26 protein-coding genes are annotated in these 22,488 nt (G+C 64.4%); 15 read left to right on the forward strand and 11 right to left on the reverse strand.

Annotated elements, in window-relative coordinates; translation table 11 throughout:
• Positions 1–174: 174 nt before the first annotated feature.
• Positions 175–1,350: an MFS transporter gene (locus AAE027_RS03725; protein ID WP_370985557.1), complete on the forward strand. Its 1,176-nt coding sequence runs from the start codon at positions 175–177 to the stop codon at positions 1,348–1,350.
• 90 nt (positions 1,351–1,440) lie between these two features.
• Positions 1,441–1,818 carry a hypothetical protein gene (locus AAE027_RS03730; protein WP_370985558.1) on the forward strand — a complete coding sequence of 126 codons (378 nt, stop codon included), beginning with the start codon at positions 1,441–1,443 and terminating at the stop codon, positions 1,816–1,818.
• A gap of 40 nt (positions 1,819–1,858) precedes the next feature.
• Here AAE027_RS03730 and AAE027_RS03735 read toward each other — a convergent pair whose 3' ends face one another.
• The gene (locus AAE027_RS03735) at positions 1,859–3,181 is read right to left on the reverse strand and encodes an alpha/beta hydrolase (RefSeq protein WP_370986040.1); all 1,323 of its coding nucleotides are present in this window, start codon (positions 3,179–3,181) and stop codon (positions 1,859–1,861) included.
• A 333-nt stretch (positions 3,182–3,514) separates the two neighbouring features.
• Between AAE027_RS03735 and AAE027_RS03740 the strand changes: the two genes are divergently transcribed.
• Positions 3,515–4,882 carry an APC family permease gene (locus tag AAE027_RS03740; protein WP_370985559.1) on the forward strand — a complete coding sequence of 456 codons (1,368 nt, stop codon included), beginning with the start codon at positions 3,515–3,517 and terminating at the stop codon, positions 4,880–4,882.
• Between the two features lie 2 nt (positions 4,883–4,884).
• The gene (locus tag AAE027_RS03745) at positions 4,885–6,096 is read left to right on the forward strand and encodes a hypothetical protein (protein WP_370985561.1); all 1,212 of its coding nucleotides are present in this window, start codon (positions 4,885–4,887) and stop codon (positions 6,094–6,096) included.
• Here AAE027_RS03745 and AAE027_RS03750 read toward each other — a convergent pair whose 3' ends face one another.
• On the reverse strand, positions 6,097–6,306 hold the full coding sequence (locus tag AAE027_RS03750; protein WP_370985562.1) for a hypothetical protein: 210 nt from the start codon (positions 6,304–6,306) through the stop codon (positions 6,097–6,099).
• Positions 6,307–6,398: 92 nt separating this feature from the next.
• Positions 6,399–6,737 carry a membrane protein insertion efficiency factor YidD gene (yidD, locus tag AAE027_RS03755; RefSeq protein WP_091889374.1) on the reverse strand — a complete coding sequence of 113 codons (339 nt, stop codon included), beginning with the start codon at positions 6,735–6,737 and terminating at the stop codon, positions 6,399–6,401.
• A gap of 248 nt (positions 6,738–6,985) precedes the next feature.
• Between yidD and AAE027_RS03760 the strand changes: the two genes are divergently transcribed.
• A complete protein-coding gene (locus tag AAE027_RS03760; RefSeq protein WP_370985563.1) occupies positions 6,986–7,888 on the forward strand; it encodes a COG3904 family protein in 903 nt (300 codons plus the stop codon).
• A 98-nt stretch (positions 7,889–7,986) separates the two neighbouring features.
• Here AAE027_RS03760 and AAE027_RS03765 read toward each other — a convergent pair whose 3' ends face one another.
• The gene (locus AAE027_RS03765; RefSeq protein WP_091889370.1) at positions 7,987–8,442 is read right to left on the reverse strand and encodes an iron-sulfur cluster assembly scaffold protein; all 456 of its coding nucleotides are present in this window, start codon (positions 8,440–8,442) and stop codon (positions 7,987–7,989) included.
• Positions 8,443–8,677: 235 nt separating this feature from the next.
• On the opposite strand from AAE027_RS03765, the gene folE reads away from it, so the two are divergent.
• The 4 genes from folE (at position 8,678) to AAE027_RS03785 (ending at position 12,654) form a co-directional block, all read left to right on the forward strand.
• Positions 8,678–9,370, forward strand: coding sequence for a GTP cyclohydrolase I FolE (gene folE, locus AAE027_RS03770; RefSeq protein ID WP_091889368.1), 693 nt, complete (start codon positions 8,678–8,680; stop codon positions 9,368–9,370).
• A gap of 83 nt (positions 9,371–9,453) precedes the next feature.
• Complete coding sequence (gene hisI, locus AAE027_RS03775) at positions 9,454–9,876, forward strand: phosphoribosyl-AMP cyclohydrolase (RefSeq protein WP_370985564.1); 423 nt, start codon at positions 9,454–9,456, stop codon at positions 9,874–9,876.
• A gap of 184 nt (positions 9,877–10,060) precedes the next feature.
• Entirely contained in the window at positions 10,061–11,122 is a 1,062-nt protein-coding gene (locus tag AAE027_RS03780; RefSeq protein WP_370986041.1) for a lytic transglycosylase domain-containing protein, read from the forward strand.
• A gap of 356 nt (positions 11,123–11,478) precedes the next feature.
• Positions 11,479–12,654: a DUF2336 domain-containing protein gene (locus AAE027_RS03785; protein ID WP_370985566.1), complete on the forward strand. Its 1,176-nt coding sequence runs from the start codon at positions 11,479–11,481 to the stop codon at positions 12,652–12,654.
• A gap of 173 nt (positions 12,655–12,827) precedes the next feature.
• On the opposite strand, the gene AAE027_RS03790 is transcribed toward AAE027_RS03785, so the two are convergent.
• The 3 genes from AAE027_RS03790 to AAE027_RS03800 all read right to left on the reverse strand — a co-directional run bounded on the left by AAE027_RS03790 (position 12,828) and on the right by AAE027_RS03800 (position 14,848).
• Positions 12,828–13,406 carry an Hpt domain-containing protein gene (locus AAE027_RS03790; protein ID WP_370985567.1) on the reverse strand — a complete coding sequence of 193 codons (579 nt, stop codon included), beginning with the start codon at positions 13,404–13,406 and terminating at the stop codon, positions 12,828–12,830.
• 19 nt (positions 13,407–13,425) lie between these two features.
• Positions 13,426–13,971, reverse strand: a complete 546-nt coding sequence (locus AAE027_RS03795; protein WP_008549760.1) for a response regulator — start codon at positions 13,969–13,971, stop codon at positions 13,426–13,428.
• Between the two features lie 97 nt (positions 13,972–14,068).
• Positions 14,069–14,848: an NAD kinase gene (locus tag AAE027_RS03800; RefSeq protein ID WP_091889359.1), complete on the reverse strand. Its 780-nt coding sequence runs from the start codon at positions 14,846–14,848 to the stop codon at positions 14,069–14,071.
• Between the two features lie 252 nt (positions 14,849–15,100).
• Between AAE027_RS03800 and AAE027_RS03805 the strand changes: the two genes are divergently transcribed.
• Complete coding sequence (locus AAE027_RS03805; protein ID WP_370985568.1) at positions 15,101–16,669, forward strand: S10 family peptidase; 1,569 nt, start codon at positions 15,101–15,103, stop codon at positions 16,667–16,669.
• A 51-nt stretch (positions 16,670–16,720) separates the two neighbouring features.
• Here AAE027_RS03805 and AAE027_RS03810 read toward each other — a convergent pair whose 3' ends face one another.
• Together AAE027_RS03810 and AAE027_RS03815 are read right to left on the reverse strand one after the other, a co-directional pair.
• Positions 16,721–18,103 carry a serine hydrolase domain-containing protein gene (locus tag AAE027_RS03810; protein ID WP_370985569.1) on the reverse strand — a complete coding sequence of 461 codons (1,383 nt, stop codon included), beginning with the start codon at positions 18,101–18,103 and terminating at the stop codon, positions 16,721–16,723.
• Positions 18,104–18,228: 125 nt separating this feature from the next.
• Complete coding sequence (locus AAE027_RS03815) at positions 18,229–18,771, reverse strand: tetratricopeptide repeat protein (protein WP_370985570.1); 543 nt, start codon at positions 18,769–18,771, stop codon at positions 18,229–18,231.
• 250 nt (positions 18,772–19,021) lie between these two features.
• On the opposite strand from AAE027_RS03815, the gene AAE027_RS03820 reads away from it, so the two are divergent.
• The 4 genes from AAE027_RS03820 (at position 19,022) to AAE027_RS03835 (ending at position 21,540) form a co-directional block, all read left to right on the forward strand.
• Positions 19,022–19,390 (forward strand): His-rich protein BRANT, encoded by a 369-nt coding sequence (locus tag AAE027_RS03820; protein WP_370985571.1) that lies wholly within the window; start codon positions 19,022–19,024, stop codon positions 19,388–19,390.
• Between the two features lie 265 nt (positions 19,391–19,655).
• Entirely contained in the window at positions 19,656–20,051 is a 396-nt protein-coding gene (locus AAE027_RS03825) for a hypothetical protein (protein WP_128940612.1), read from the forward strand.
• A 287-nt stretch (positions 20,052–20,338) separates the two neighbouring features.
• The gene (locus AAE027_RS03830) at positions 20,339–21,046 is read left to right on the forward strand and encodes an outer membrane protein (RefSeq protein WP_370985572.1); all 708 of its coding nucleotides are present in this window, start codon (positions 20,339–20,341) and stop codon (positions 21,044–21,046) included.
• 251 nt (positions 21,047–21,297) lie between these two features.
• Positions 21,298–21,540, forward strand: a complete 243-nt coding sequence (locus AAE027_RS03835; protein WP_027560017.1) for a DUF6719 family protein — start codon at positions 21,298–21,300, stop codon at positions 21,538–21,540.
• A 1-nt stretch (position 21,541) separates the two neighbouring features.
• On the opposite strand, the gene AAE027_RS03840 is transcribed toward AAE027_RS03835, so the two are convergent.
• Entirely contained in the window at positions 21,542–21,796 is a 255-nt protein-coding gene (locus AAE027_RS03840; protein WP_130212011.1) for a hypothetical protein, read from the reverse strand.
• Between the two features lie 104 nt (positions 21,797–21,900).
• Between AAE027_RS03840 and AAE027_RS03845 the strand changes: the two genes are divergently transcribed.
• The gene (locus AAE027_RS03845; protein ID WP_370985573.1) at positions 21,901–22,077 is read left to right on the forward strand and encodes a hypothetical protein; all 177 of its coding nucleotides are present in this window, start codon (positions 21,901–21,903) and stop codon (positions 22,075–22,077) included.
• Positions 22,078–22,099: 22 nt separating this feature from the next.
• Here the strand turns inward: AAE027_RS03845 and AAE027_RS03850 are convergent, their stop codons facing one another.
• Positions 22,100–22,477 carry a hypothetical protein gene (locus tag AAE027_RS03850; protein WP_370985574.1) on the reverse strand — a complete coding sequence of 126 codons (378 nt, stop codon included), beginning with the start codon at positions 22,475–22,477 and terminating at the stop codon, positions 22,100–22,102.
• Between the last annotated feature and the right edge of the window lie 11 nt (positions 22,478–22,488).

A 22,488-nucleotide genomic window follows, 5' to 3' on the forward strand; every position in this document is an offset into this window, starting at 1 on the left:
GAGGCTCACTCCTGCGAACGAGCGCAGGTAAGCGGGAACGAGCGATATATCAGGCGATTCGGCCTGCGCAATCCGGCATTTCCAAGAAAGTGGCGCGCAAAAGCTGGGACGGTGCACCAACTATTTCAAACCGCGCCCTTTAATCGACCGCAGCTCTGCTCTACATGCACTTGCATGGAAAGATCGCCTGCTGCCAGCCGCTTCGCGCCAACCGCCCTGATGCTCGGCAATATCGTCACTGGCTGCTCGGTGCTGGCGCCGGCGGGTATGCTGCCGGAATTGGCGACCGGGCTCGACGTCAGCATCCATGCGGCCGGTCTCCTGATCACCTTTGGCGCGATCACGCTGTGCATCGGCTCGCCGCTGACGGCCTGGCTCACCAGCCGCATCGAACGGCGGACGCTGCTCACGATCACGCTGGCCGTGCTCGCTGTCGGCAATCTCGCCTCGGCATTTGTGCCCGACTATGCGAGCCTCCTTGCCATCCGTCTGGTGATGCTCGCCGTCGGCGCGCTCTATACGCCGCAGGCTGCCGGCACCGCGGCGCTGATCGTGCCGGCGGAGCGGCGCGGCAGCACCATCGCCTACATCTTCCTCGGCTGGTCGCTCGCTGCGGCCGTCGGCCTGCCGCTGATCACCTTCATCGCCAGCCGCTCTGGCTGGCGTGCCGCCTATGGCGAGATCGGCGCGCTCGGCTGCATCAGCTTCCTGTTGCTGCTGCTGCGCCTGCCGGCAGGCCTGAAGGGCGCGCCAGTGGATATCAAGACCTGGGCCGAGGTCGGCCGCAGCAAGACAATTCTGCTCCTGCTTGCGGTCACCATGCTGCAAATGTCCGGGCAGTTCGTGGTGTTCACCTTCATGGGCCCGCTGCTCAACAAGCTCACCGGCGCCGGACCCGATGCCATCGGCATGGTGTTCGCGCTCTACGGCGTCTGCGGCTTCCTCGGCGTCGCCATCGCGACCCGCATCGTCGACACCTCGGGCCCTTATCGCACCTCGCTGCTGTTCACCTGCCTGCTGCTTGCGGGGATCACCGGCTGGGCGCTTGGCGTCGGCACGTTCGCATTGATGGCGGGCGCGGTCGCGGTCTGGGGCCTTGGCTTTGCCTCGACCAATTCGATGCAGCAGGTGCGGCTGGTCGCGGCCGCGCCGTCGCTGGCATCGGCGACCGTCGCGCTCAACACGTCCGTTCTCTATATCGGTCAGGCGGTCGGCTCGGCCATCGGCGGATTGCTGTTCGCCCGCGAGCTCCTGCACACGCTCGGCTTCGTCGCGGTCGGTTTCGTCGTGTTGGCGCTGCTCCTGGTGCTGTTGACCCGGCCCCGGTCGGCTGCCGCCGTGATGGCCTGAATCCCGCGGCTTCCGCGTGCAAGATGCTTGGCAAACCGCGCGGGAGAGCGCTAGAACGCCCATCATGGGGACCAGAGAGAGTTGACTGAGATGAGGATGATTTTGGCGGTTGCCGCGGTGCTCTATTCAGCCTCCGCGTTCGCGCAAGCCGACAAGCCACCGATGGTGGGGGACAAGCCGCTGGTGCAGGTCAAGCCCAAAGGGACTAAGGAGGCGGCGGCCAAGCCCGCCGCGGCGGCGAAGGGCAAGCCGCAATCGATCGCGGCGCGGCTCCAGGCCTGCCTCGAAATCGATGACGGCACCAAGGACCGTCTCAACTGCTACGACGCCGTGATCCCGCCGGCGCCGAAGCCGAAGCCGGCGAAGGCCAAGGGCTACGCCGATTGCCGTTTCTTCAAGGAAGAGGACGAGCGGCTGGCCTGCTTCAACGGCTTTACCGAGAGCATTCCGAAGCTGCCGAAAACCTAAGCGATAGACCGGGCCCTCAGCGCGCCACGGTCACGTCCGTTTAACGGCTCGATGCGGATGGATTGGTAGAGGCGACGCGCGTCAGCGCAAGCGCGGGCGTCGCCGACATCTTCACCAGGACGTCCTTGAGCGGATCCCGCGTCCAGGCCCTCGTCACATAATCGCGATGAGTGATGCCCTCGCCAGTCTCGACGAACACCACGCTGCCGGGCCGCAATGGCCCGTCCATGTCTTCCGAGACGCTGATGCCCTTCTGCCGCAGCATGCTCATCAGCTCGCGATCGCGCCGCGCGGTGTAGCGGGTGTAGGCACTGACGAAGAAGCCGGAACGGTGGCTCTCGATCCAGGACGCGAACTTGTCCATTTCGCCATAGACCGCGTCGAGCAGCACGACGCCGCGGACGCGGTCGCTGATGCCGCCGACCTCTAAGCTCCAGGCCGTCGGCAGGAAGCCGCCGCTGTAGCCGACGATCACGATCGGCATGTTGGCGAAGGCCCGCGCGCTGTTGGGATCGCCGGTCAGGCGGGCGAGGTGGTTGGCCGATTCCTCCATGAAGCGCTTGAGGCCGCCCGCCTGCCAGAACTTGCCGGCGCTGGAATCGGCGGCATCGACCGCCATCTGCGGGGCAAGCAGGATGGCATTGGCGCCGGAATCGGTGATCTGTTTCGGCACCAGCTGGCGGTCGCGCACGTCGCGCTCGAGCGTCGCGCCATTGCCATGGAAGAAGACCACGATCACGCCTGGCTTGTGGACGTCGAAATGCTCGGGGACGTGAACCAGCACGCGGCTGTCGCTGTAGGTTTCGTCCTGCCAGTAGACGCGCCCCGAATAGCTGCGGTGGCCGCGGCGGTCGCCCTTGGAGATGTTGAGGAAGGGTGCGTCAGAGGCGGGGTTGTTGCCGAAATAGGGAAAGGCCGACGACTTCATGCTGACGAGCGTCGTCAGGTCTTCGCGCGGCGGACGCTTGTAGGGGATCTGCGGTTCGAGCGAAGCGACCTTGTAGGGCGCCTGCTCAGGTTGCGGCTGCTGAACGGCGCGCTTGGGCGAGAAGTCCGACATCTGCCGTTGCAGGAAGCTCTCGCTCGCCGAGGGGAAACGCTCCCTGAACTGCGGGGCAGGGAAGCGATCCTCGAACGTGTCGCCGCTTGCCACCTGCGTATTTGTCTTGGCGACCACCTGCACGTTGGCCTGCGAGTTCGCCGCGAGCGCCGCCGGATTGGGCGCCTTGCCGCATTGAACCAGCGTCAGCGACATCGGTACCAAGGCTGAGATCAGGCCGACCCGGAGCGCGCGACCGCGCGCGCCGGACATCGTCCGTTCTGCACGAGTGTCAGCTCTCAATTTCGGAACGGCCCCGACCATCCACCCATGACCCCAAGTCACGTCCATCAAGTCACGTCCATCGGCGATCTTGAAACAATTGAGCCGACTGGCGTTTAGGTGACGTTAAGCGTCCGGTGAAACTTCCCCACATCCGGAACGCTCAAAGGGACCATGCAATCGTGTCCTGATTGTGGGGGAGGAGAACAGGATTGTCCGGGGTTTGTGCGGGTTTATTGCCCAGGACCGTGCATAAGCGGTGTCAAAATACCCGGTTCGCCCGCCTCATTTAACCCTTGTTAACCCTGCTTGAATTGACTGATCAATCTGCACGATGCTCCCCATGGGGCGAGACGCCTGAGGCTTGAGGACCCGATGACAGCATCAGATGCGGGTACTGCGCCCTGGACTGGCCGGCTGACCGGAGGCGGGTCGGGGGTCTCCGTTCTGGTCGCAACCGCCATTGTCGTTGCCGACATGATCGGGGTCGGCGTCTTCACCAGCCTCGGCTTCCAGGTCAAGGACATCCCATCGGGCTTCTCGGTCCTGCTGCTCTGGACGATCGGCGGCATCGTCGCGCTGTGCGGGGTGTTCTCCTACAGCGAATTGGGCGCGATGTTTCCGCGCTCGAGCGGCGAGTACAATTTCCTCGGCCGCGCCTATCATCCCGCCTTCGGCTTTCTCGCCGGCTGGGTCTCGGCGACGGTGGGATTTGCAGCGCCGGTCGCGCTCGCCGCGATGGCGTTCGGCGAATATGCCAAATCGGTCGTGCCCGAGCTGCCGCCGATCCCGCTTGCCATCGGCGTGGTGTGGCTGGTTTCGCTCGTGCAACTGACCGGCGTCAGGCACTCCTCGACCTTCCAGTTGATCTCGACGATTCTGAAGGTCGTGTTGATCGTCGCCTTCCTGGTGGCCGGCTTCGTCATCGGCGTGCCGCAGCAGATCGCCTTCACGCCGCAGCCGGGCGATCTCGCCCACATCGTCAGCGCGCCGTTCGCGATCGGGCTCGTCTTCGTGATGTACTCGTTCTCGGGCTGGAATGCCGCGACCTACATCATCGGCGAGATGAACACGCCGCAGCGAAGCCTGCCGCGCGCGTTGCTCGCGGGCACGCTGATCGTGCTCGTGCTCTACGTCGCGCTGAACGCGGTGTTCCTCTATTCGACGCCTGTCAGCGCGCTGGCCGGCCAGCTCGACGTCGCCAGCGTCGCCGGCAGCGCCATCTTCGGCGGCCTCGGTGGCCGGATCGTCGGCGCGATGATCTGTGTCGGTCTGATCTCCTCGATCAGCGCGATGATGTGGATCGGCCCGCGCGTGATGATGACGATGGGCGAGGACATTCCGGCGCTGCGCGTGTTCTCGCAGAGGTCGGCGAACGGTGCGCCGGCCTATGCCATCCTGTTCCAGCTCGCTGTCGCCAATCTGCTGCTGTTCACGCGCAGCTTCGAGGCGGTGCTCGACTTCATCCAGTTCGCGCTGCTGTTCTGCTCCTTCTTCACCGTCGCCGGCGTGATCAAGCTTCGCATCACCGATCCCGATTTGCCGCGGCCCTATCGCGCCTGGGGATACCCGTTCACGCCGCTGGTTTTCCTGCTCGTGACCGCGTTCATGATGTACTACCTCTTGACCGAGCGGCCGGTGCAGTCGCTGTCGGGGATGCTCGTCATGCTCTCGGGCCTGCTGATTTATGTTGCTTTCCGCAGGCGGCCGGTCGCCGCTGGCAATTCATCACATCGCGAATAGACATGATTCGACCCCTGAGAATTGCAGCCATCGCTCTTGCCTTGCTGGCTGCCGTCGTCTCGTCCGCACGTGCCGCCGACGTCACCTTCGACGACACCGCGCGCTTCCTTGCCGGCATGCAGCCTTCGGCGGACTCGCCGCTGGTGCCGCTCACGAAGGATCCGGGCTGGCAGCGTCATGCGAAATTCTTCGACGGCGCCTTCGCCCAGCTCGAGCAGCGGCAGCTCTCCAAGATTCGCACATGGGCTGATGTCAATCTCGCCGCGCCCCGCCCAACCATGTTCTACATGTTCAGTGGCCCGGATTTCCTCTACGCCAACGCCTTCTATGCCAAGGCCAGCACCTATGTGCTCGGCGCGCTCGAACCGGTGGGGGCGGTGCCCGATCTGACGCGGCTGCCGCGTGGATCGGTCGGCGCAGCGCTCTACAATGTCGAGCGCTCGCTCGGGTCGATCCTGAGCTTTTCGTTCTTCATCACCAAGCAGATGAAGGTCGACCTGCACGCCAATCAGGTCAACGGCACGCTGCCGATCCTCTATGTTTTCCTCGCGCGCTCCGGCAAGACCATCCGCAACGTCGAGATGATCGCGCTCGACGACAAGGGCGGCGTGCATACGGCCGGCGACAATCCGGGACCGAACGCGACGCGCGGCATCCGCATCACCTTCGCCGGCAGCGATGGGGAAGCGCGCACGCTGTATTATTTCTCGACTGATCTTTCCAATGCCGGTGCGCGCACGACCGGCTTCCTGAAATTCTGCGAGACGCTCGGCCCCGGCAACAGCCTGCTCAAGAGCGCGTCCTATCTGCTGCATTCCGGCAATTTCACCGTCGTGCGCGATTGGCTCCTCGCCAACAGCGCCACCATCATCCAGGACGATTCCGGCATTCCGCTCGCGAACTACAGCGCGCGGCAATGGCGGTTCTTCCCGTTCGGCCGTTATCTCGGTCCGATCGATGAATTCGCAGGTCGCTACCAGGAGCGCTACGCCGAACTGTTCATGCGCGCCCAACCGATCGATTTCGGCATGGGCTATCGCTGGCGGACGCACGAGTCGAACCTGCTGCTGTCGGTGAAGGTGCCAGGCAGCGAGACCGGGCCGGCGGAGACCACTTCGTCCGCCGAGCCGTCGCCAAAGCCGCCACGGCCGAAGCGGCTACGTCCGCCGGAGTCGATCCCACCGCAGTCCGGGCGCTTTTTCTGGTTCCGTTAGCTACCAGTGCACGCTCTGGCTTGGCACGATGAACGCCGTCGTGCTTGGCGGCGTTGCGAGGCTCGTCGCCAGATACCAGCCGGAGCCGAGCACGAGCGCCAGCAGGGCGACGATTGCGAGCAGATCCATGGTTCTGGGGTCGTGGTGCCGCTTGGAGCCAGGATTTGGCTTAAGCCTGAAGGGAAAATGAGGGCTGATTTTCCAGCGCATTGTTGTTTCCTCCCCTGTGGGAGCATCACATCAACGCGAGCCGAGAGTTCCGGTTCCAGTCAAGACAGCGATGCGCAAAGCACCGCAGCAGCTTAGGACGCGTTGACCCCGCGCCAACGGCCGTAGCGCCAGGGCAGGTACCAGCGCGCGCCTTGCGGTGCGGTGAGCGGTACGTTGTCGATACCTGAGGTGCCGAAGGGATTGCAGCGCAATAGGCGCGCAAGCGTCATCCAGCCGCCGGCCCAGAGTCCGAACCGTTCGATCGCTTCGTCACCATAGACGGAGCAGGTCGGCAGGTGCCGGCAATTGTAACCGACCAGCGGCGAGAGCGTATGGCGGTAGAGCCAGATCAGAGCGCGGCCGAATCTGCGCGGGAGCCGGAGCGCGCCCGCGACGGGATTGGAACAGTGCTCGCAGGCTGAATGCTTCATGTGCGCTTTGCTGCGACGTTAAGCGACGGATTGCTCGGTTCCAACGCAGGGAACCGTAAGCTGTTGTTTGCGCGCCATATTTTGCCTGCTTTCTGGGAGCAGTGCAGCAAGTATCTGTGGACGAGCTGTATTCGCCCGGATACCATTTTTATGACGCCCGTGTGTAGAAACATACGCCTGTATGATGGACTCAGAGGGCGCTACCGGGGATTGTTTGGGGACCTTTGGGGCTTGGGGAAGGAACCAGATTGAAACTTCTGAACTCCCTTAATCTTCGCGGCTGGTTGCTAGTGGGAACCGCCGTCTGTGGAGTCGCGTTGGCTGGCGCCGTCGCGACATTCGGGTCGTCAGCGCGAGCCGGTGCTGCGCTCGAAGAGCGCAAGCTGCCGATGAAGTTCAGCTGGGTGGCCTGTGAGCCGAACTGCCGCGGCTGGGTCAGCGCAGTCGGCATCATCACCGCCGATACGCCAAAGGATTTCGAGGAATTTTCTCGTGGACGCCAGCTCGGCGGCGCCACCGTGGTGCTCGATTCCAGCGGCGGTTCGGTCAACGATGCCATCACCCTCGGCCGGCGCTTCCGCAATCTCGGACTTCTGACCACGGTCGGCATCAGCCTCCAGAACCGCGGCGGGCAAGGCGCCCGTCCGGCGGTCGCGTCCGGGGCCTATTGCGAATCCATGTGCGTGTTCCTGCTGCTGGCCGGCAAGAAGCGCTACGTGCCGGAAGCCGCCCATGTCCGCGTTCATCAGATCTGGATGGGCGATCGCGCCGACGATGCGAAGGCTGCCAGCTACAGCGCGCAGGACCTGATGATCGTGGAACGCGACATCGGCCGGCTGGCCAAATACACCTTCGACATGGGCGGCGCCGGCGATCTGCTGTCGCTCGCGCTTAGCGTGCCGCCGTGGGAAGATTTGCACGAACTCGACGCCGGTGAGCTTAAGCTCACCAATCTCGTGACGACGGACCTCGTGGCCGACGTGCTGCCGCATGTGGACATCTCCGCGCCAGCGATGGCGGAGCTTGCACCGAAGACGCAGGCCAGGTTCGGCACGGAACCGGAGCAGCCTGCCAGGTCGACCAAGACCGCGGAAGCCTTGGCACCGACCGCCGGCGGCGTGGCCACACCAGCCGCGGCGACGCAGAAGTAAGTTTCTTCTACGGTCGAAGCGACGAACCCGGAATCTAGAGATTGCGGCACGAGATTCCGGGTTCGCGCTGACGCGCGCCCGGAATGACATTGATGAAACTAGCCCTGCGCCGCCGCCGGCTGCTTCGCCTTGGCCTCGATCTGGCCGATGGCATCGACCACCGCATCGAAGGTGAGAAGGGTCGAGGCATGCCGCGCCTTGTAGTCGCGGACCGGTTCGAGGAACTTGATCTCTTCCCATTTGCCTTGAGGAGGCGCACCGTTCTCCTTCAGCATCTTGCGAACGGTTTCGCGTAACTCACGGAGTTCGCTTGCAGTCGAGCCGACCACGTGACTTGCCATGATGGATGAAGAGGCCTGTCCGAGGGCACAGGCCTTCACGTCATGGGCGAAGTCGGTGACGGTGTCCCCGTTCATCTTGAGGTCGACCTTCACGGTCGAGCCGCACAGCTTGGAGTGGGCAGTGGCGGAGGCATCGGGGTCCGACAGCCGCCCGAGGCGCGGAATATTCCCGGCCAGTTCGATGATCCGCTTGTTGTAGATGTCGTTCAGCATGTGATGGAGTCCAACACTTCCGCACCGGATCGGCCTTGGCGCGCGCCGTCCACGGTCCTATATAGGGGCGGAACCGGCGGAAAAATAGTCCAGCGGGGGTGGTCCAGACCATGCGGCCGACGCTGGTGGAGAGGATCTTTTCCACCAGGTTCAATTATTCTGTTCAGGCGTCCGGCGGCTTGCCGCCCCGTCTGCCGGTGACACTCCGGCCGCAAGGCCGTCGAACGGAGTCGATATGGACGCCACGATCAAATCCATCCGCCCTAACAAGCCTTCCGATCGGCAGCCCGAGAGCCGCCCCGCTGAGCTTGATCCTGCCGAATTCCTCGCGGTCGCCGTCCGAGCCGACCAGCCGCGCCCGGCGCGCGCCGAGGCGGAAGCGGCGGTAAAGACGCTGCTCGCCTATATCGGCGAGAACACCGAACGTGAAGGCCTGCTCGACACCCCGCGCCGTGTGGTCGAGGCCTTCGACGAGCTCTATCAGGGCTATCACCAGTGCCCGGCCGAGGTGCTCGACCGCACCTTTGGTGAGACGGCGGGCTATGATGATTTCGTCTTGGTCCGCGACATCGAATTCACCTCGCAATGCGAGCATCACATGATGCCGTTCTACGGCAAGGCGCACATCGCCTATACGCCGGTGGAACGCGTGGTCGGCCTGTCCAAGCTCGCGCGCCTGACGGATATCTTCGCCCGCCGGCTCCAGACCCAGGAGCATCTGACGGCCCAGATCGCGGCCGCCATCGACGAGATCCTCAAGCCGCGCGGCGTGGCGGTGCTGATCGAGGCCGAGCATACCTGCATGTCGGTGCGCGGCGTCGCCAAGCATGGTGCTTCCACCTTCACCAGCCGCTTCACCGGCATGTTCCGCGACAATCCCGCGGAGCAGGCCCGCTTCCTGTCCCTGGTGCGAGGCACGACGCGCTGACCTCGCAAGGCCTTATTTTTTGAGCATGATCTTTTCGGAAAACCGCTTCACACTTTTCCGGATCATGCTCGAGCGAGGGTCCCGTGTCCGCTCACTCCCATGAGATCGAGGAAGGTCTTGCCTTCCTGCCAAAGTTCGACGCGAGCGGTCTCGTGACCTGCGTCGCGACCGATGTCGCCACGGGCGATGTGCTCATGGTCGCGCACATGAACGAGGAGGCGCTGCGCAAGACGATCGCGACCGGCGAGGCTTGGTACTTCAGCCGCTCGCGCAATGCCTTGTGGCGAAAAGGTGAGACATCGGGTCAGACCCAGCGCGTCGTCGAGATGCGCACCGATTGCGACCAGGACGCGATTTGGATCCGCGTCGAGCAGATCGGCGCGGCGTGCCACACCGGGCGCAGGTCCTGCTTCTATCGCAAGGTGGAGGGAGAGGACGGCGGCGCCAAGCTCGTCTTCGTCGATGCGGAGCGGCTGTTCGATCCGGACGCGGTCTATAAGAAATAGCAAGCTGTCATTCCGGGGCGCGCGTAGCGCGAGCCCGGAATCCATCGTACGGCATAGCGCGCGGTGGAATGGATTCCGGGCTCGCACCTGCGGTGCGCCCCGGAATGACTCGGGGAAGGGGCGACCCCAGAATTAACCCGGCATTAACCATACCTGTCCCACGGTGAGACGACAGGGCGCCGAATTGCCGGCGCCGCTCAACGCCGCGCGGGGCGGGCACTTCATCATGTCGGTCGACAATTTCAGTGCGACGCAGACGGCCGGTCTCGATCCGTCGCGGGCGCGCGTTGCCGGCGCGATCAAGCAGGCCTCCAATATCTCCGGCGTCAGCTTCCAGTACATGTTGACCACTGCCAAGATGGAATCGGATTTCGATCCGACGGCCGGCGCCACCACCTCGTCCGCGCACGGGCTCTACCAGTTCATCGACCAGACCTGGCTTGGCACCGTGAAGGAGGCCGGCACCCAACTCGGCTATGGCAGCTATGCCGACGCCATCACCAGGACCTCGTCGGGCACCTACACCGTCGATGATCCCGTGATGAAGCGGTCGATCATGAAGCTGCGCGACGATCCGGACGCTGCTTCCGGCATGGCCGCGGCGCTGACGCAGTCGAACAGCTTCAAGCTCACCGGCTTGCTCGGGCGCAGGCCGAGCGACAGCGAACTCTACATGGCCCATTTCATGGGCGTCGGCGGCGCCGCGAAACTGATCGCCAATGCCGAGGACAATCCGCAAGCGGTCGGCGCCCGGCTGTTTCCCAATGCGGCTGCCGCCAACCGCTCGATTTTTTACGCCAAAGACGGCCGCGCCCGCAGCGTCTCCGAAGTCTATTCGGTGCTCGACGCGCGCTATGCCAGCGCGGCCAATTCGAAAGTGACCCGCAGCGCGATGGCGATGTATGGCGATACGCCCTCGACGACGCAGGTCGCGAGCGCGAATGGCGTGCAGCCCGCTGCGCCGGTCATCGACAACGCCGCTTATCTCCAGACCTTCCCGAATACTCGCGCTGTGACGCCCGTCGGTGCGACGTCGCCAACGACGCTCGCGGACAATGCGCCGAGCACGCCGGTGTTTCGTTCGATCTATCAGCCCGGCGACGTCACGCAGCCGGTCTCGACCACCGTGCAGAAATTGTGGGGCAACAACGCCTCACTCACCTCGGTCGCATCCGCGATGCCGGATGTGCGGCCGCCGCAGCCGCTCGATCTCTTCAGCGATCGCAGCGGCACCTTCTCAAGCTAACTCACTGATCGAAGAATAAATCGCTCGCGTCCCAGACGCGCCGCGCTGCGTCCGTGCACGAAATCCAGATCTTTGTGCGCAACTGCGTCAACACCGTCATTGCGAGCGCAGCGAAGCAATCCAGAATCTCACCGTGGATACATTTCTGGATTGCTTCGCTGCGCTCGCAATGACGGAGCGTAGGCGAGGGCTCGCGCTCTCTCGTGTCCCGGACGCCGAGCCTTTGTTCCCTTAACAAAACGTCAATAAAACCAGCCAGTTATGGTGAACGCTTTGTTAAGCGTCGTGGTTTATTTTGTGTTGCAGGTGACAAGCCGTCACCATTTTTCGTTTTCGTTGCGTAAGCCGGAAGCACCATGATTGTTCGGCAGTTCATTAATTGGATCAGGACGGCGTCTGCCGGCGAGCGGGCCGAGGCGACGCGGGCGTTGGCCCGGGCCTGGCTGATCTCGGACCTTTCTCATGACGATCGCGTCGCCGCCGAAGGCGCGCTCTTGATGTTGCTCGACGATCCCTCGCCGCTGGTGCGGCAGGCGATGGCCGAGGCCTTTGCGCGCAGCACCGAGGCGCCGGCCGCAATCGTGCGGGCGCTGTCGGCGGATCAGCCGACGGTGGCGCTGCCCGTGCTCGAACATTCTCCGCTGCTGATCGATGCCGATCTCGTCGACATCGTCGCCACCGGCAATGACGAGGTGCAGTGCGCGGTCGCCCGCCGTATCGCGCTGCCGGTATCGGTCTGTGCCGCCATCGCAGAGGTCGGCTGCGCGGCTGCGGCGCTGGAGCTGATCGAAAATCCCCATGCCGAGCTCGCGCCGTTCTCCTGGAATCGCATCGTCGAGCGCCACGGCCATCTCGCCGCGATCCGCGAGGCGATGCTGGTGCTGGAGGATCTGCCGGCCGCAACGCGCGCGGCGCTGGTGACCAAGCTTTCCGAGACCCTTGCGCAGTTCGTCGTGGCCCGGAACTGGCTGAGTGCCGACCGTGCCGAGCGCATCACGATCGAGGCGCGCGATCGCTCCACCATGAACATCGCGGCGCGCTCGCGTGGCGAGGACATGCAGGGCCTGGTGCGGCACCTGCGCATCACCGGCCAGCTCACCGCGGGTCTGATTCTGCGGGCGCTGCTGTCGAGCAATCTCGACCTGTTCGATGCGGCGCTCGCTGAACTCGCCGATCTGCCGCTGGCGCGCGTCTCGGCGCTGCTGCACGACCGTGGCGGCAACAGCCTGCACGCGCTACTCCGCCGCGCGGGGCTGCCCGAGGCGACATTCGCGGCATTCCAGGTCGCGCTCGATGCCTGCCACGAGCAGGGCTTCGTCGACAGTGATGATGGTGCGGCGCGGCTGCGCCGGCGCATGGTCGAGCGCGTGCTCACTCATTGCGAGACGGACCGCGGCGCCACCGAACCGCTGATGGTCCTGCTCCGCCGCTTCGCCACCGAGTCTGCGCGCGAAGAGGCACGACTGTTCTGCGACGAGCTCGTCGCGGATGATATGATCGATCCGGTCTATGATGATCTGATTGCGGCCTGACGAGACGCCGTAGGGTGGGCAAAGGCGCATCGCGCCGTGCCCACCACCTCTTCGCACAGGTCACGTTGATTGGTGGGCACGCTCCGCTTTGCCCACCCTACGATTCTGATCGTGTCGATAGAGCGGAGGCGAAGCCCCAAACTCCATCATTGCGAGAGGAAAGAGCTGAGCCCTTACTCCGTCGGCGCAATGCTTGGTGCCAGGATCACCTCGAGATGCTCGGGGCGGTCGCGGTTGACGTGGGCGAGATATTCGTCGGCGACCTTGCGCAGGCGCCGGCTGAGCTCGGCGGAGACGCTGATGCTGTCGAGCCTGGTGTTCTCATGCACGATGGCGAGGATCGCGTTGATGTGGTGCGTGAACAACTCGGCCGGCACCTTCGAAAGATCCGGTGCATGCTCGATGACGCGGCACAGGCTCTCGGCGATTCCGGCTGCCGAAGCAAAGCCGAACGTCGCCGCATCGCCCTTGATGTCGTGTGCGGCGTGGAACAGTTCGTCGCGCAGCTTCTTGGTGAAGCCATCCTGCTGCACGGCGGTCCAGGCGGCGGACAGTCTCTGGACCTCGATCGTCATCCAGTTCCTGAATTCGCCGGACAGGCCCGCCAGCGCTTGCTCGGCACGGGCGACCGGATCGTCCAAGTCCTTTTCTTCGACCCGGCGCAGCACTTTTCGCAAGGGATTGGGCTGCCTGATGACGTGATGCGTGGCGAAGGCCGTGACCTCGATGTCCTTTGCGCTGTTCTTCGCCATGATGCCTGCCTCGTGTGCGCTAGATGGAGGAGCGGGCCTTGTCGAGCAACGAGGGCTGCTGGAGCACCTCGTGCTTTTCGCCGACGCGGCGTTCCGGGCCCATATAGGCGGAGTTGGTGTTGCGGCGCCGGTCCGGGCCGAAATAGGTCTTGGTCTTGATGAAGGGGCGGGGATTGGCAACCACGTTGAGGATGCGCTGGTAGAGCCCCTTGGCCGAGATCGGCTTGGCCAGGAATTCGGTGACGCCGGCATCGCGCGCGACCGTGACACGGCGCTTCTCGGAATGGCCGGTCAGCATGATGATCGGCGCGTAGGGATTTCCCTTCGACTCCGGCTGGCGGATCATCTGCGCGAGCTCGAGCCCGTCGAAGATCGGCATCGCCCAGTCGGTGATGACGATGTCGGGCACGTAATGGCTGTACATTTCCAGCGCCGTGGCGCCGTCCTCGGCCTCGTAGACTTCGCGTGCGCCGAACGAATGCAGCAGCGTCCGCAGGATGCGGCGCATGTGCGGATTGTCGTCGCAGACGAGGAAGCGCAGCTTGTTGAAGTCGATACGGAACATGACGCCCGGGCCAAAGCGGTCAACCTTCGTTAACCATATCGTGGCGGGGGTTAATGAAGGGTTGCGATCGGCTCTCCGGACGGGGCTGGCCGGCGGCTCAATAGCCGAACTGTTCGCGCAGAATCCGCTCTTCCAGGCTGTGACCGGGATCGAACAGCATCCGCATCGAGATGGTCTTGTCGGAGAGGACCTCGACCCGGAGGACGTCGCGCACCTCGTCGTGGTCGGCGACCGCCGCGACGGGGCGCTTGTCGCCTTCCAGCACCTCGATCACGACATAGGCGGTGTTGGGCAGCAGCGCGCCGCGCCAGCGGCGCGGGCGGAAGGCGCTGATCGGCGTCAACGCCAGCATCGCGGCGTTGATCGGCAGGATCGGCCCCTGGGCGGACAGGTTGTAGGCCGTCGATCCCGCCGGCGTCGCCACCAAGATGCCGTCAGCGATCAGCTCGGACATGCGCTCACGCTCGTCGATCAGGATCCTTAAGCGTGCCGCCTGATAGGTCTGCCGGAACAGGGCGACCTCGTTGATGGCGTGATGCAGGTGGACGCGGTCGTTGACGTCGGTCGCGCGCATCAGGAGCGGATTGATCTCGGATTCATGCGCCGCCTCGAGCCGCCTGCGCAGATCGTGCGTCGAGTATTCGTTCATCAGGAAGCCGACCGTGCCGCGGTGCATGCCGTAGATCGGCTTTCCCGTGTGCATGTTCTGGTGCAGCGTCTGGAGCATCAAGCCGTCGCCGCCGAGCGCGACGACGACATCGGCTTCCCTGGGGTCGCAATTGCCATAGTCCCGGGTGAGCTGGGCGAAGGCGGACTGCGCCTCGCTGCTCGGGCTGGCGACGAAGGCGATCCGGTCGTATCGCGAGGGCTTGGTCATGGCTTCCCGGGCAGGTGCCGCTGGCTCGAGTAAGTTCCGCCCGGCTCGTCTATACGACCTGGGCCTCGATTGTCGAGGAGGACCGCCTTTCAAGGCAAACGGGCGACCGCCGGGTTCAGGACAAAACAGGGTCGTTTCAAGCCCGGTCGGCCTTTCCAGGCGCCGCCGGACCGATGGTCCCCCAAACCGACGCAATTTTGCGCTAGCCTTTCGGCACGCACCGGCTTTCAGAGCCGGGCACGGAGAACGATCATGGTTTTGAGTTTGCCGGTGCTCCGCCACGCGATGCTGGTGCTGGCGGTTTCGGCTTTCGGGCTCGCGGGATTGGCGCGCGCGGATGATCCGCCGCAGCCCCGCTCCGAGGCGGCGTCACCAGCCGGACAGAAGGGCGGGCGTGGCGGTGGCGCGCAAAGCACTGCGCCGGCTTCGCCGTCGGCGGCCGAGTTGCACCGTCTGCCGCCGGATTCGACCACGAGGCAGACGCTCGAACTGCCTGGCCGGACGCTCAACTTCGCCGCGACCGCCGGCTCGATCCGGGTGTTCGACGGCAAGGGCGAGCCGCTGACCGACATCGCTTATACGTCCTACGAGCTTGATGGTGCCGACCGCGCGACGCGGCCGGTGACGTTCCTGTTCAACGGCGGGCCGGGCGCGTCCTCGGCATGGCTGCAGTTCGGCGCCGCGGGGCCGTGGCGGCTGCCGCTCGACGGCGAAGCCCTGTCGCCGTCGGCCCCGCCCGAGGTGAAGCCGAACGCGGAGACCTGGCTCGACTTCACCGATCTCGTCTTCATCGATCCTGTCAGCACCGGCTACAGCCGCTTCGTTGCGAGCGGCGAGGACGCGCGCAAGTCGTTCTATTCCGTCGACGGCGACGTCAATTCGATCGCGCTCGTGATCCGTCGCTGGCTCGAGAAGCACGACCGGCTGACCTCGCCGAAATACGTCGCGGGCGAGAGCTATGGCGGCATTCGCGGACCGAAGGTGGTGCGCCAGTTGCAGCTCCAGCATGGCGTCGGCGTCAGGGGATTGATCCTGGTCTCGCCGCTGTTCGACTTCCGCGAGTTCGCCGGCACGAGCCTGCTGCAATATGTCGCGACACTGCCGAGCTATGTCGCGGTCGCGCGCGAGGCCAAGGGACCGGTCACGCGCGCCGATCTCGCCGACGTCGAGGCCTATGCGCGCGGCGAATTCCTGGCCGATCTCGTCAAGGGCGAGGCGGACAAGGGTGCGACCAACCGGCTCGCCGACAAAGTCGCCGAGCTCACCGGTATCGACCAGGCGGTGAGCCGCAGGCTCGCCGGCCGGTTCGACGTCGGTGAATTCCGCCGCGAGTTCGATCGCAAGAACGGCAAGGTGACGGGACGCTACGACGGCTCCGTGCGCGGCTTCGATCCCTATCCGGATTCCGGCAGCTCGCGCTTTGGCGACCCCTCCGGCGATGCACTGCGGGCGCCGCTCACAAGTGCCGCGGTCGACGTGCTGACACGCAAGCTCAACTGGCGGCCGGACGGCTCCTACGAAGTCCTGAACGGCAGCGTCGAGGGGCACTGGGATTTCGGCCGCGGCCTCAACCCGCCGCAATCGGTGTCGGAGCTGCGCCAGATTCTCGCCACCGATGCGAAGCTGAACGTGTTGGTCGCGCATGGCCTGTTCGATCTCGCCACGCCCTATTTCGGATCGAAGCGGGTGCTCGACCAGTTGCCGGCCTTCGTCACGCAACGCGTGAAATTCGTCGTCTATCCCGGCGGCCACATGTTCTATTCGCGCGACGGCTCGCGGCAGGCGTTGCGGAGTGAGGTCGAGACGTTGATCAGGGAATAGAGCATGATCCGGAAAAGCGCGTAGCGGTTTTCCGATAGGATCATGCTCCGGCTAAATAGGTCGGCGCTTGCGCGGCTGATATCGACGGCCGATCTCGCGGGCGACGACTTTTTCCGGCTTGACGTTGGCACCGGCGATCCAGATGTCGCTGATCCTCCCGCGCTTGTCGCGGACACGACGGACAGGCTCGCCATGGCTGGAGTAACCGGCGGCCCAAGCGAGCTTGCCGGTGTCGCGGCCGGTGATCTCGATCTCGGCGGCATCCATGAATGGGTTATTGAACTGCGGATTGGCGACGAGCACGCGGTTGCCCGCGGGCACGAGATCAGTGGCTCCCCAGATCGTCCACCAGCGGCCGGTCCAGTCGCGCACGCGCCGGTCCGGCGCGCCGCGTGTCTTGAACACGCGCAGGATCTGCAGCGCGCCGTCCATCCAGAACGGCGCTGCGCCGTCGATGGAGTTGCTGAGGATGCTGATCGCGAGCTCGCAATCAGGAATGGAGCAGGTCCGGGAGATGTAGCCCTGGAAACCGCCACCATGGCCGAACCAGTCCCAGCCGTCGGTTTTGCCGGCGTTGACGCCGAGCCCGTAATAGCCCTCGAAGCTCTGCGGGATGCGCCAATGGTGTCGCGTCATCTCGCGGCGGCTCGCGACCGAGAGCACGCTCTTTTTCGCATTGGGTGCGAGCTGCGCGAAGAAGCGGGCGGTGTCGCCGGCGGTCGCGACGAAGCCTGCGGCGGAGGCCATCGCGTGCGCGGGATTGTCGCCGGGGATCACGCAGCGCTCGCCGAACGGCACTTTTCGCGTGTGGCCGCACGCGAATGGCTTGCCTTTGGCAAGGGGGGCATTCGGTTCGGTCTCACGTAAGCCGGCCGGCTCGACGATCTCGCGCTTGATCCAGGCGGGGTAAGGCTCCTTCGTCACGGCCTCGATGACGAGACCGAGCAGGCCAAAACCATGGTTGGAATATTTGAAGCGCGTGCCGGGTTCGACCGCGGTCGGCAGCTTCAATTCCGCGAGCAGCTCGTTCGCGTTGAGATAGGGGCGGGTGTCGATGAACTGGCCCGAATCGGCGCCGTCGCGCGTCAGTCCCGCGCTGTGCGAGAGCAGTTGTGCGATCGTCGTTTCGGCGACGCGCGGATGCAGGCCGCCGACATATTGGCCCACGGGATCGTCGAGCCGGAGCTTGCGCTGCTCGCGCAGCTTCATGGTGCCGGCTGAGGTGAAGCTCTTCGAGTGCGAGGCAATGCGGAAGCGATGACGGGGCGTGAGCTTCTCGCCGGTGTCGAGATTGGCAAGGCCGAATGCGTGCTCGGCGACGACCTCGCCGCGATGGGCGAACGCGACGATGACGCCGGGCTGTTGGATGGTCCTCAGCTGGAATTCGATCCAGGAGCTAATGTAATCGATCGCGGATCGCAGCCACGGGTCCATTGCGCACCAATTTGCGAGGGAAAGATTTGGTGCGGGAAGCTAGCCGAGAAAGTAGAACGGGCACAACCCCAAGGTTGTGCCCGTTCAATTCATTCAAAGATGCGAGGTCTCAGTAGACGGACGGCTCAGTAGACCAGCGTCGCGCCGGTCGGCTTATCGAGCGCGGACGCGAGCGAGCGATATTCGGAGCTGTCGGTGCCGGCGAGCGAGGCGATCTTGTTGAGGTGATACTGCGCCTGTTCGCGGTTGCCCTGCTCGAGCTGCCAGAGGCCGTAATACTGCCAGGTGCGGACGTGGTTCGGATCATCCTTCAGCGCCAGCTCGTAATAGGCCTTCGACGACTGGTAATCGCCGAGCTTGCGATAGGAGTAGCCGATCAGGTTTGCGACATCGGCGACGTCGTCGCGCTTGAGCGATTTCAGCTGGTCGATCGCACCCGTGTAGTCGTGGCGGTCGTAGATCGCAGTATAAGCGGTGCGATAGGCCGCCAGGAATTTGGGATCGCTGACGGAGGAGCTCTTCTTCTTGCCCTTTTTGGACGAGCTGTCCGACTTCGGCGGCGAGGAGGGCTCGTCGCTGCCCGCGGCATAGGCGCTGGACAGCACCGGCGCAGCCGCCAGCGTCATGGCGACAAGTCCCGGCACAACAAGCATTGAGAGTTTGCGCATCTAAGTTCTCCGGTATGGAACGTGGCGATCCTACACGATTGCCCGAAGACCGGAACACCCATGGGGCGAAAACATTCCCGCTTCGCACGATCTATTCGTCCTGCCGCAGATGACAAACTTGTCATCGAGATGAACGGAAGCCTGCAGCGGCCTTCAGACCGGGTTCAGTGCGCGGCCCCTAGGCTCCCACCTACGATCGAAGAGGTGACGAGAGGGCGCCGCCTCAAGATCCTTCCAAGAGGAGACCACCATGTTGAAGACCATTTCCGCAGCCTTGCTCGCCGCTTCCGTGATCGCAGCCCCGGCCTTCGCCGCTGAGGCCGGCAAGACCACCACGACCGCGCCGGTGATCAAGGCGGATCAGAGTCAGACCAAGGCAGCCAACACTGCCGTCAAACCGGATGCGGGCGTCAAGGCCGACACGAAGGCTTCCGACGTCAAGGCGGACGCCAAGGTGGACACCAAGTCGAAGGCGATGAACGCCAACGCTGCCGTCACCCCCGCCGAGCACAAGTCCGTGCGCAAGCATCGCCATCACCACAAGCAGGTCACGGCCAAGGAGTCGCTGAAGGCGCAGCCGGACGTGACCAAGCCGGCGACATCGGACAAGCGCAACTGACGACTGATCTCCCGCGCGGCGGCATCCCTGGCATTGCCCCGCCGCCGCGTGCGGAATTCAGGCCCGGTCCGTTCGCCGTGCCTCGTGCGAAAGCTCGAGGTGTCGGCGGCGGGCCGGTGCGTCGTTGCGCCGCTGCAGGCGAGCTCCCTTCATGCAGGGTTGGGATCGTGCGGGCTTGGGTTCGTAGAAGCTTGGGGCTAGAACATCTTCGAATCTGATCGAGCGGAGAGCGGGGCCTGTGGGGCGATTGGCGAGATGTGCGGTGATCCTGGCGTTGCCGTTGGCGCTTGCGGCTTGTTTCGGCAGCGACGGTGACCGTCCAACGCTGTTGGGTGGGACCCAGGCCGGAGGGCCGCAGCCGTTTCCCGACAATTTCCGCGGCGACACGCTGGCCTTGATGCGCAGCTATCTGAACAATCCGGTCGGAGTGCGCGACGCCAGCATGGCTGATCCGGTGCAGCGCGAGGTTGGTGGGCGCCAATTCTATGTGAGCTGCCTGCACTTCACCCCGCGCGAGACCGATGGCAGCTACAAGGGCATGCGCGAGCGCGCCGTGATCTTCGTCAACGGGCGGAGCGACCGCGTCGTCGATCGGACGAGCGAGCTCTGTGCCGGTGCGGTTTACGCACCCTTTCCGGAACTGGAAAAGATGACGCGGTAGCGCAAAGCCCGCCTTCATCGCCTGGTGATAGGACAGTCCACGCCGGAGCCGCTGGATCACGTTTTGGCGAGCTTTGAACGGGGCGGTTTCGTCTCGCGACAAACCCTCACGGCAGGCCCTGCGCAGGCGACGAGAGCAGCCAGCGCAAGGCGACGTGACGGAACAAAATCGCGCTGTTGCCACCCCGTCACAGTAACGAACGATCAACGTTCCGGCATCGTCGCGAAGCAACCAAATTCACGCCACGTTGTTTGCTGAGGGTCGAATTTGAAAGCACGGGGATGATCATGAAGAGGTTTTTGCTCGGAGCAGTCGCGCTGCTGGCGCTGGCCGCGCCGGCCGCTGCTGCCGATATGCAGCCGCGTACCTACACCAAGGCGCCGGCCTATACGCCGCCGCAGGTGATCTACAATTGGACCGGTTTCTACATCGGCGGCCATGTTGGCGGCGCCTTCGCCGGCGACAACAGCTTCCAGTCGAGCGACGCCCGCTTCCTCGGCGGCGTGCAGGGCGGCTTCGACTACCAGTTCGCGCCCAATTGGGTGGTGGGTATCGAGGCCCAGTATTCCTGGCTGCCAACCAACAACAACGGCGTCACGTTTCCGCTGGGCACGCAGGTGACGTCCAACACCGACCAGCTCGGGTCGGTGACCGGTCGCATCGGCTACACCTGGGGACCGACGCTGCTCTACGCCAAGGGCGGTTATGCCTGGCGCAATAACGGCCTTGGCGTGAACATCGCCGGGGTGCCGCAGACCTTCACCACCACCGGCAACAGCAAGGACGGTTACACCGTCGGCGCCGGCCTCGAATACATGTTCGCGCCGAGCTGGTCGGCCAAGGCCGAGTACCAGTATTACAACTTTGGCAGCACCACCTTCACCTCCGGCCCGGCCGACATCGTCGGCGTTCGTGGCCGGGAGGACGAACATACCGTCAAGGTCGGTGTGAACTACCGGTTCGGCTGGGGCGGGCCGGCGGCCGCGCGCTACTGACCTACCGCCCACGACCAGGATCTGACAAAGGCCGGCTCCCGCCGGCCTTTCGTTTGTCAGGATCCTGATTGCCGGCCTTCCGTTTGCTTTGCGTGAACCATCTGGCGCGTCATTTGCTTGCAAACAGTGCGGGCGCGCCTTCTCACGCGCGTCATGGGGCCGGGGTAAAGCAAAAATAATTTTTGCGATTTACGGAACTCGCGCTCCTCAACGCGTTATATGAGAATTATCGGGCTGGTGGGACGACGGACATGCGTATCTTTGTGTCGGCAGTGGTGCTCTCGTGCTTCACCTGCCTGCCGTGCTCTGCACAGACAATCCTCAAATCCGAACCTCTGATGCTGGCGCCCTATGAGGTCGCCTTCGTCAAGGACGCTTCCTGTCCGTCGGGCAAGGTACTGAAGGTCACCGGCGCGATCCGGGGGCTGCATCGCCGGAAGGCCTGCGTGGCCCTGGCGGGCGAGCAGGCATCTCTCGCGACCGCGACCCCCTGACTCAAGATAACAGCTCGAGCTCCATCCTCGACTGCTGGTCGGCCTCGGCCTTGTTCTTGGCGGGGTCCTCGCCCTGGGCTGCCTGGCAGGGCGCAATCTCGTAGTCGTTGTCGAGCACCCGGCGCGGTCCCCGCTGCTCGTCGTCCGCGATCACGTCGACGACGAGGCCACTTCGCTGCGCGAGCTTCCAGACGTCGGACTCACTCGGGTAGGCCTTGCTGATCTGGGCCTCGTTGCAGAACAGGGCGTAGGGCATTCTTCCCACTCCAGGAAAGCCCGTTAACGACTTTGCGGGTGAGGGGTTCCGGCCGGCGGCCGATCACGGCGCCGTGATCAGGGTGATAGGGCCCTGAGTCCTTAATGAGTCCTGAATCCCAAAAAAAAGAATCCCTGGGACTCTCCGGCCGGAATCAGCGGATGTTTTCGGCCATGACGAGCGACCTGAAAACCTCCTGCGGGCACATGCTCCTGCCCCTGACGCTGGCGCTGTTTGGCGCCTGCGCGGCCAATCTCTGGCTGGTGTGGTTCTGGCTGTAGGCCCCCGACTGGAGAGCCGGCCCTACTTTTCGGCCGGTGGACGGAGGGAGGGGGCGCGGATGGCGGCGCGCAATTTGGTCAGGGTGGCCGCGCAATATTCCTCGCGCTCGCGCTCGAACCGCTCCTGATGCTTGCGGAAATTGGCAATCCGGGCCTGCATCTCGCTGCGGAAATCGCCGCTTGCCCGCGCCGGCGGGAGCTTGACGGGCTGAGGCTGCGGAGGGGGCTGGGGTGGCTCGATCTCGGCGGTGACGGCCTCGACGGCGACGATCTCGACGGTCGCCGCCGGCGAATCCGACGGCGCGCCCGGCTGAAGGACGTCATCCTTCTTGCCGGTCACCGATTGGACGAAGGCCAGTGTCTGCGCGATCAGTGCGTCGCGTTCCCTGATCCACTTCATGATCCACCTCA

Origin of the sequence: Bradyrhizobium sp. DN3, from assembly GCF_041357655.1 — a bacterium.
In the GTDB taxonomy this organism is placed as follows: domain Bacteria; phylum Pseudomonadota; class Alphaproteobacteria; order Rhizobiales; family Xanthobacteraceae; genus Bradyrhizobium.

Coding starts and splice junctions, on each gene's coding strand:
- yidD (WP_091889374.1), bottom strand. CDS start 6,737: ATGAAGCATTCAGCCTGCGAGCACTGTTCCAATCCCGTCGCGGGCGCG.
- AAE027_RS03745 (WP_370985561.1), top strand. CDS start 4,885: ATGATTCGACCCCTGAGAATTGCAGCCATCGCTCTTGCCTTGCTGGCT.
- AAE027_RS03820 (WP_370985571.1), top strand. CDS start 19,022: ATGTTGAAGACCATTTCCGCAGCCTTGCTCGCCGCTTCCGTGATCGCA.
- AAE027_RS03815 (WP_370985570.1), bottom strand. CDS start 18,771: ATGCGCAAACTCTCAATGCTTGTTGTGCCGGGACTTGTCGCCATGACG.
- AAE027_RS03725 (WP_370985557.1), top strand. CDS start 175: ATGGAAAGATCGCCTGCTGCCAGCCGCTTCGCGCCAACCGCCCTGATG.
- AAE027_RS03800 (WP_091889359.1), bottom strand. CDS start 14,848: ATGACCAAGCCCTCGCGATACGACCGGATCGCCTTCGTCGCCAGCCCG.
- AAE027_RS03835 (WP_027560017.1), top strand. CDS start 21,298: ATGCGTATCTTTGTGTCGGCAGTGGTGCTCTCGTGCTTCACCTGCCTG.
- AAE027_RS03730 (WP_370985558.1), top strand. CDS start 1,441: ATGAGGATGATTTTGGCGGTTGCCGCGGTGCTCTATTCAGCCTCCGCG.
- folE (WP_091889368.1), top strand. CDS start 8,678: ATGGACGCCACGATCAAATCCATCCGCCCTAACAAGCCTTCCGATCGG.
- AAE027_RS03750 (WP_370985562.1), bottom strand. CDS start 6,306: ATGCGCTGGAAAATCAGCCCTCATTTTCCCTTCAGGCTTAAGCCAAAT.
- AAE027_RS03805 (WP_370985568.1), top strand. CDS start 15,101: ATGGTTTTGAGTTTGCCGGTGCTCCGCCACGCGATGCTGGTGCTGGCG.
- AAE027_RS03845 (WP_370985573.1), top strand. CDS start 21,901: ATGAGTCCTGAATCCCAAAAAAAAGAATCCCTGGGACTCTCCGGCCGG.
- AAE027_RS03765 (WP_091889370.1), bottom strand. CDS start 8,442: ATGCTGAACGACATCTACAACAAGCGGATCATCGAACTGGCCGGGAAT.
- AAE027_RS03785 (WP_370985566.1), top strand. CDS start 11,479: ATGATTGTTCGGCAGTTCATTAATTGGATCAGGACGGCGTCTGCCGGC.
- AAE027_RS03810 (WP_370985569.1), bottom strand. CDS start 18,103: ATGGACCCGTGGCTGCGATCCGCGATCGATTACATTAGCTCCTGGATC.
- AAE027_RS03790 (WP_370985567.1), bottom strand. CDS start 13,406: ATGGCGAAGAACAGCGCAAAGGACATCGAGGTCACGGCCTTCGCCACG.
- AAE027_RS03850 (WP_370985574.1), bottom strand. CDS start 22,477: ATGAAGTGGATCAGGGAACGCGACGCACTGATCGCGCAGACACTGGCC.
- AAE027_RS03840 (WP_130212011.1), bottom strand. CDS start 21,796: ATGCCCTACGCCCTGTTCTGCAACGAGGCCCAGATCAGCAAGGCCTAC.
- AAE027_RS03735 (WP_370986040.1), bottom strand. CDS start 3,181: ATGGTCGGGGCCGTTCCGAAATTGAGAGCTGACACTCGTGCAGAACGG.
- AAE027_RS03795 (WP_008549760.1), bottom strand. CDS start 13,971: ATGTTCCGTATCGACTTCAACAAGCTGCGCTTCCTCGTCTGCGACGAC.
- AAE027_RS03830 (WP_370985572.1), top strand. CDS start 20,339: ATGAAGAGGTTTTTGCTCGGAGCAGTCGCGCTGCTGGCGCTGGCCGCG.
- AAE027_RS03740 (WP_370985559.1), top strand. CDS start 3,515: ATGACAGCATCAGATGCGGGTACTGCGCCCTGGACTGGCCGGCTGACC.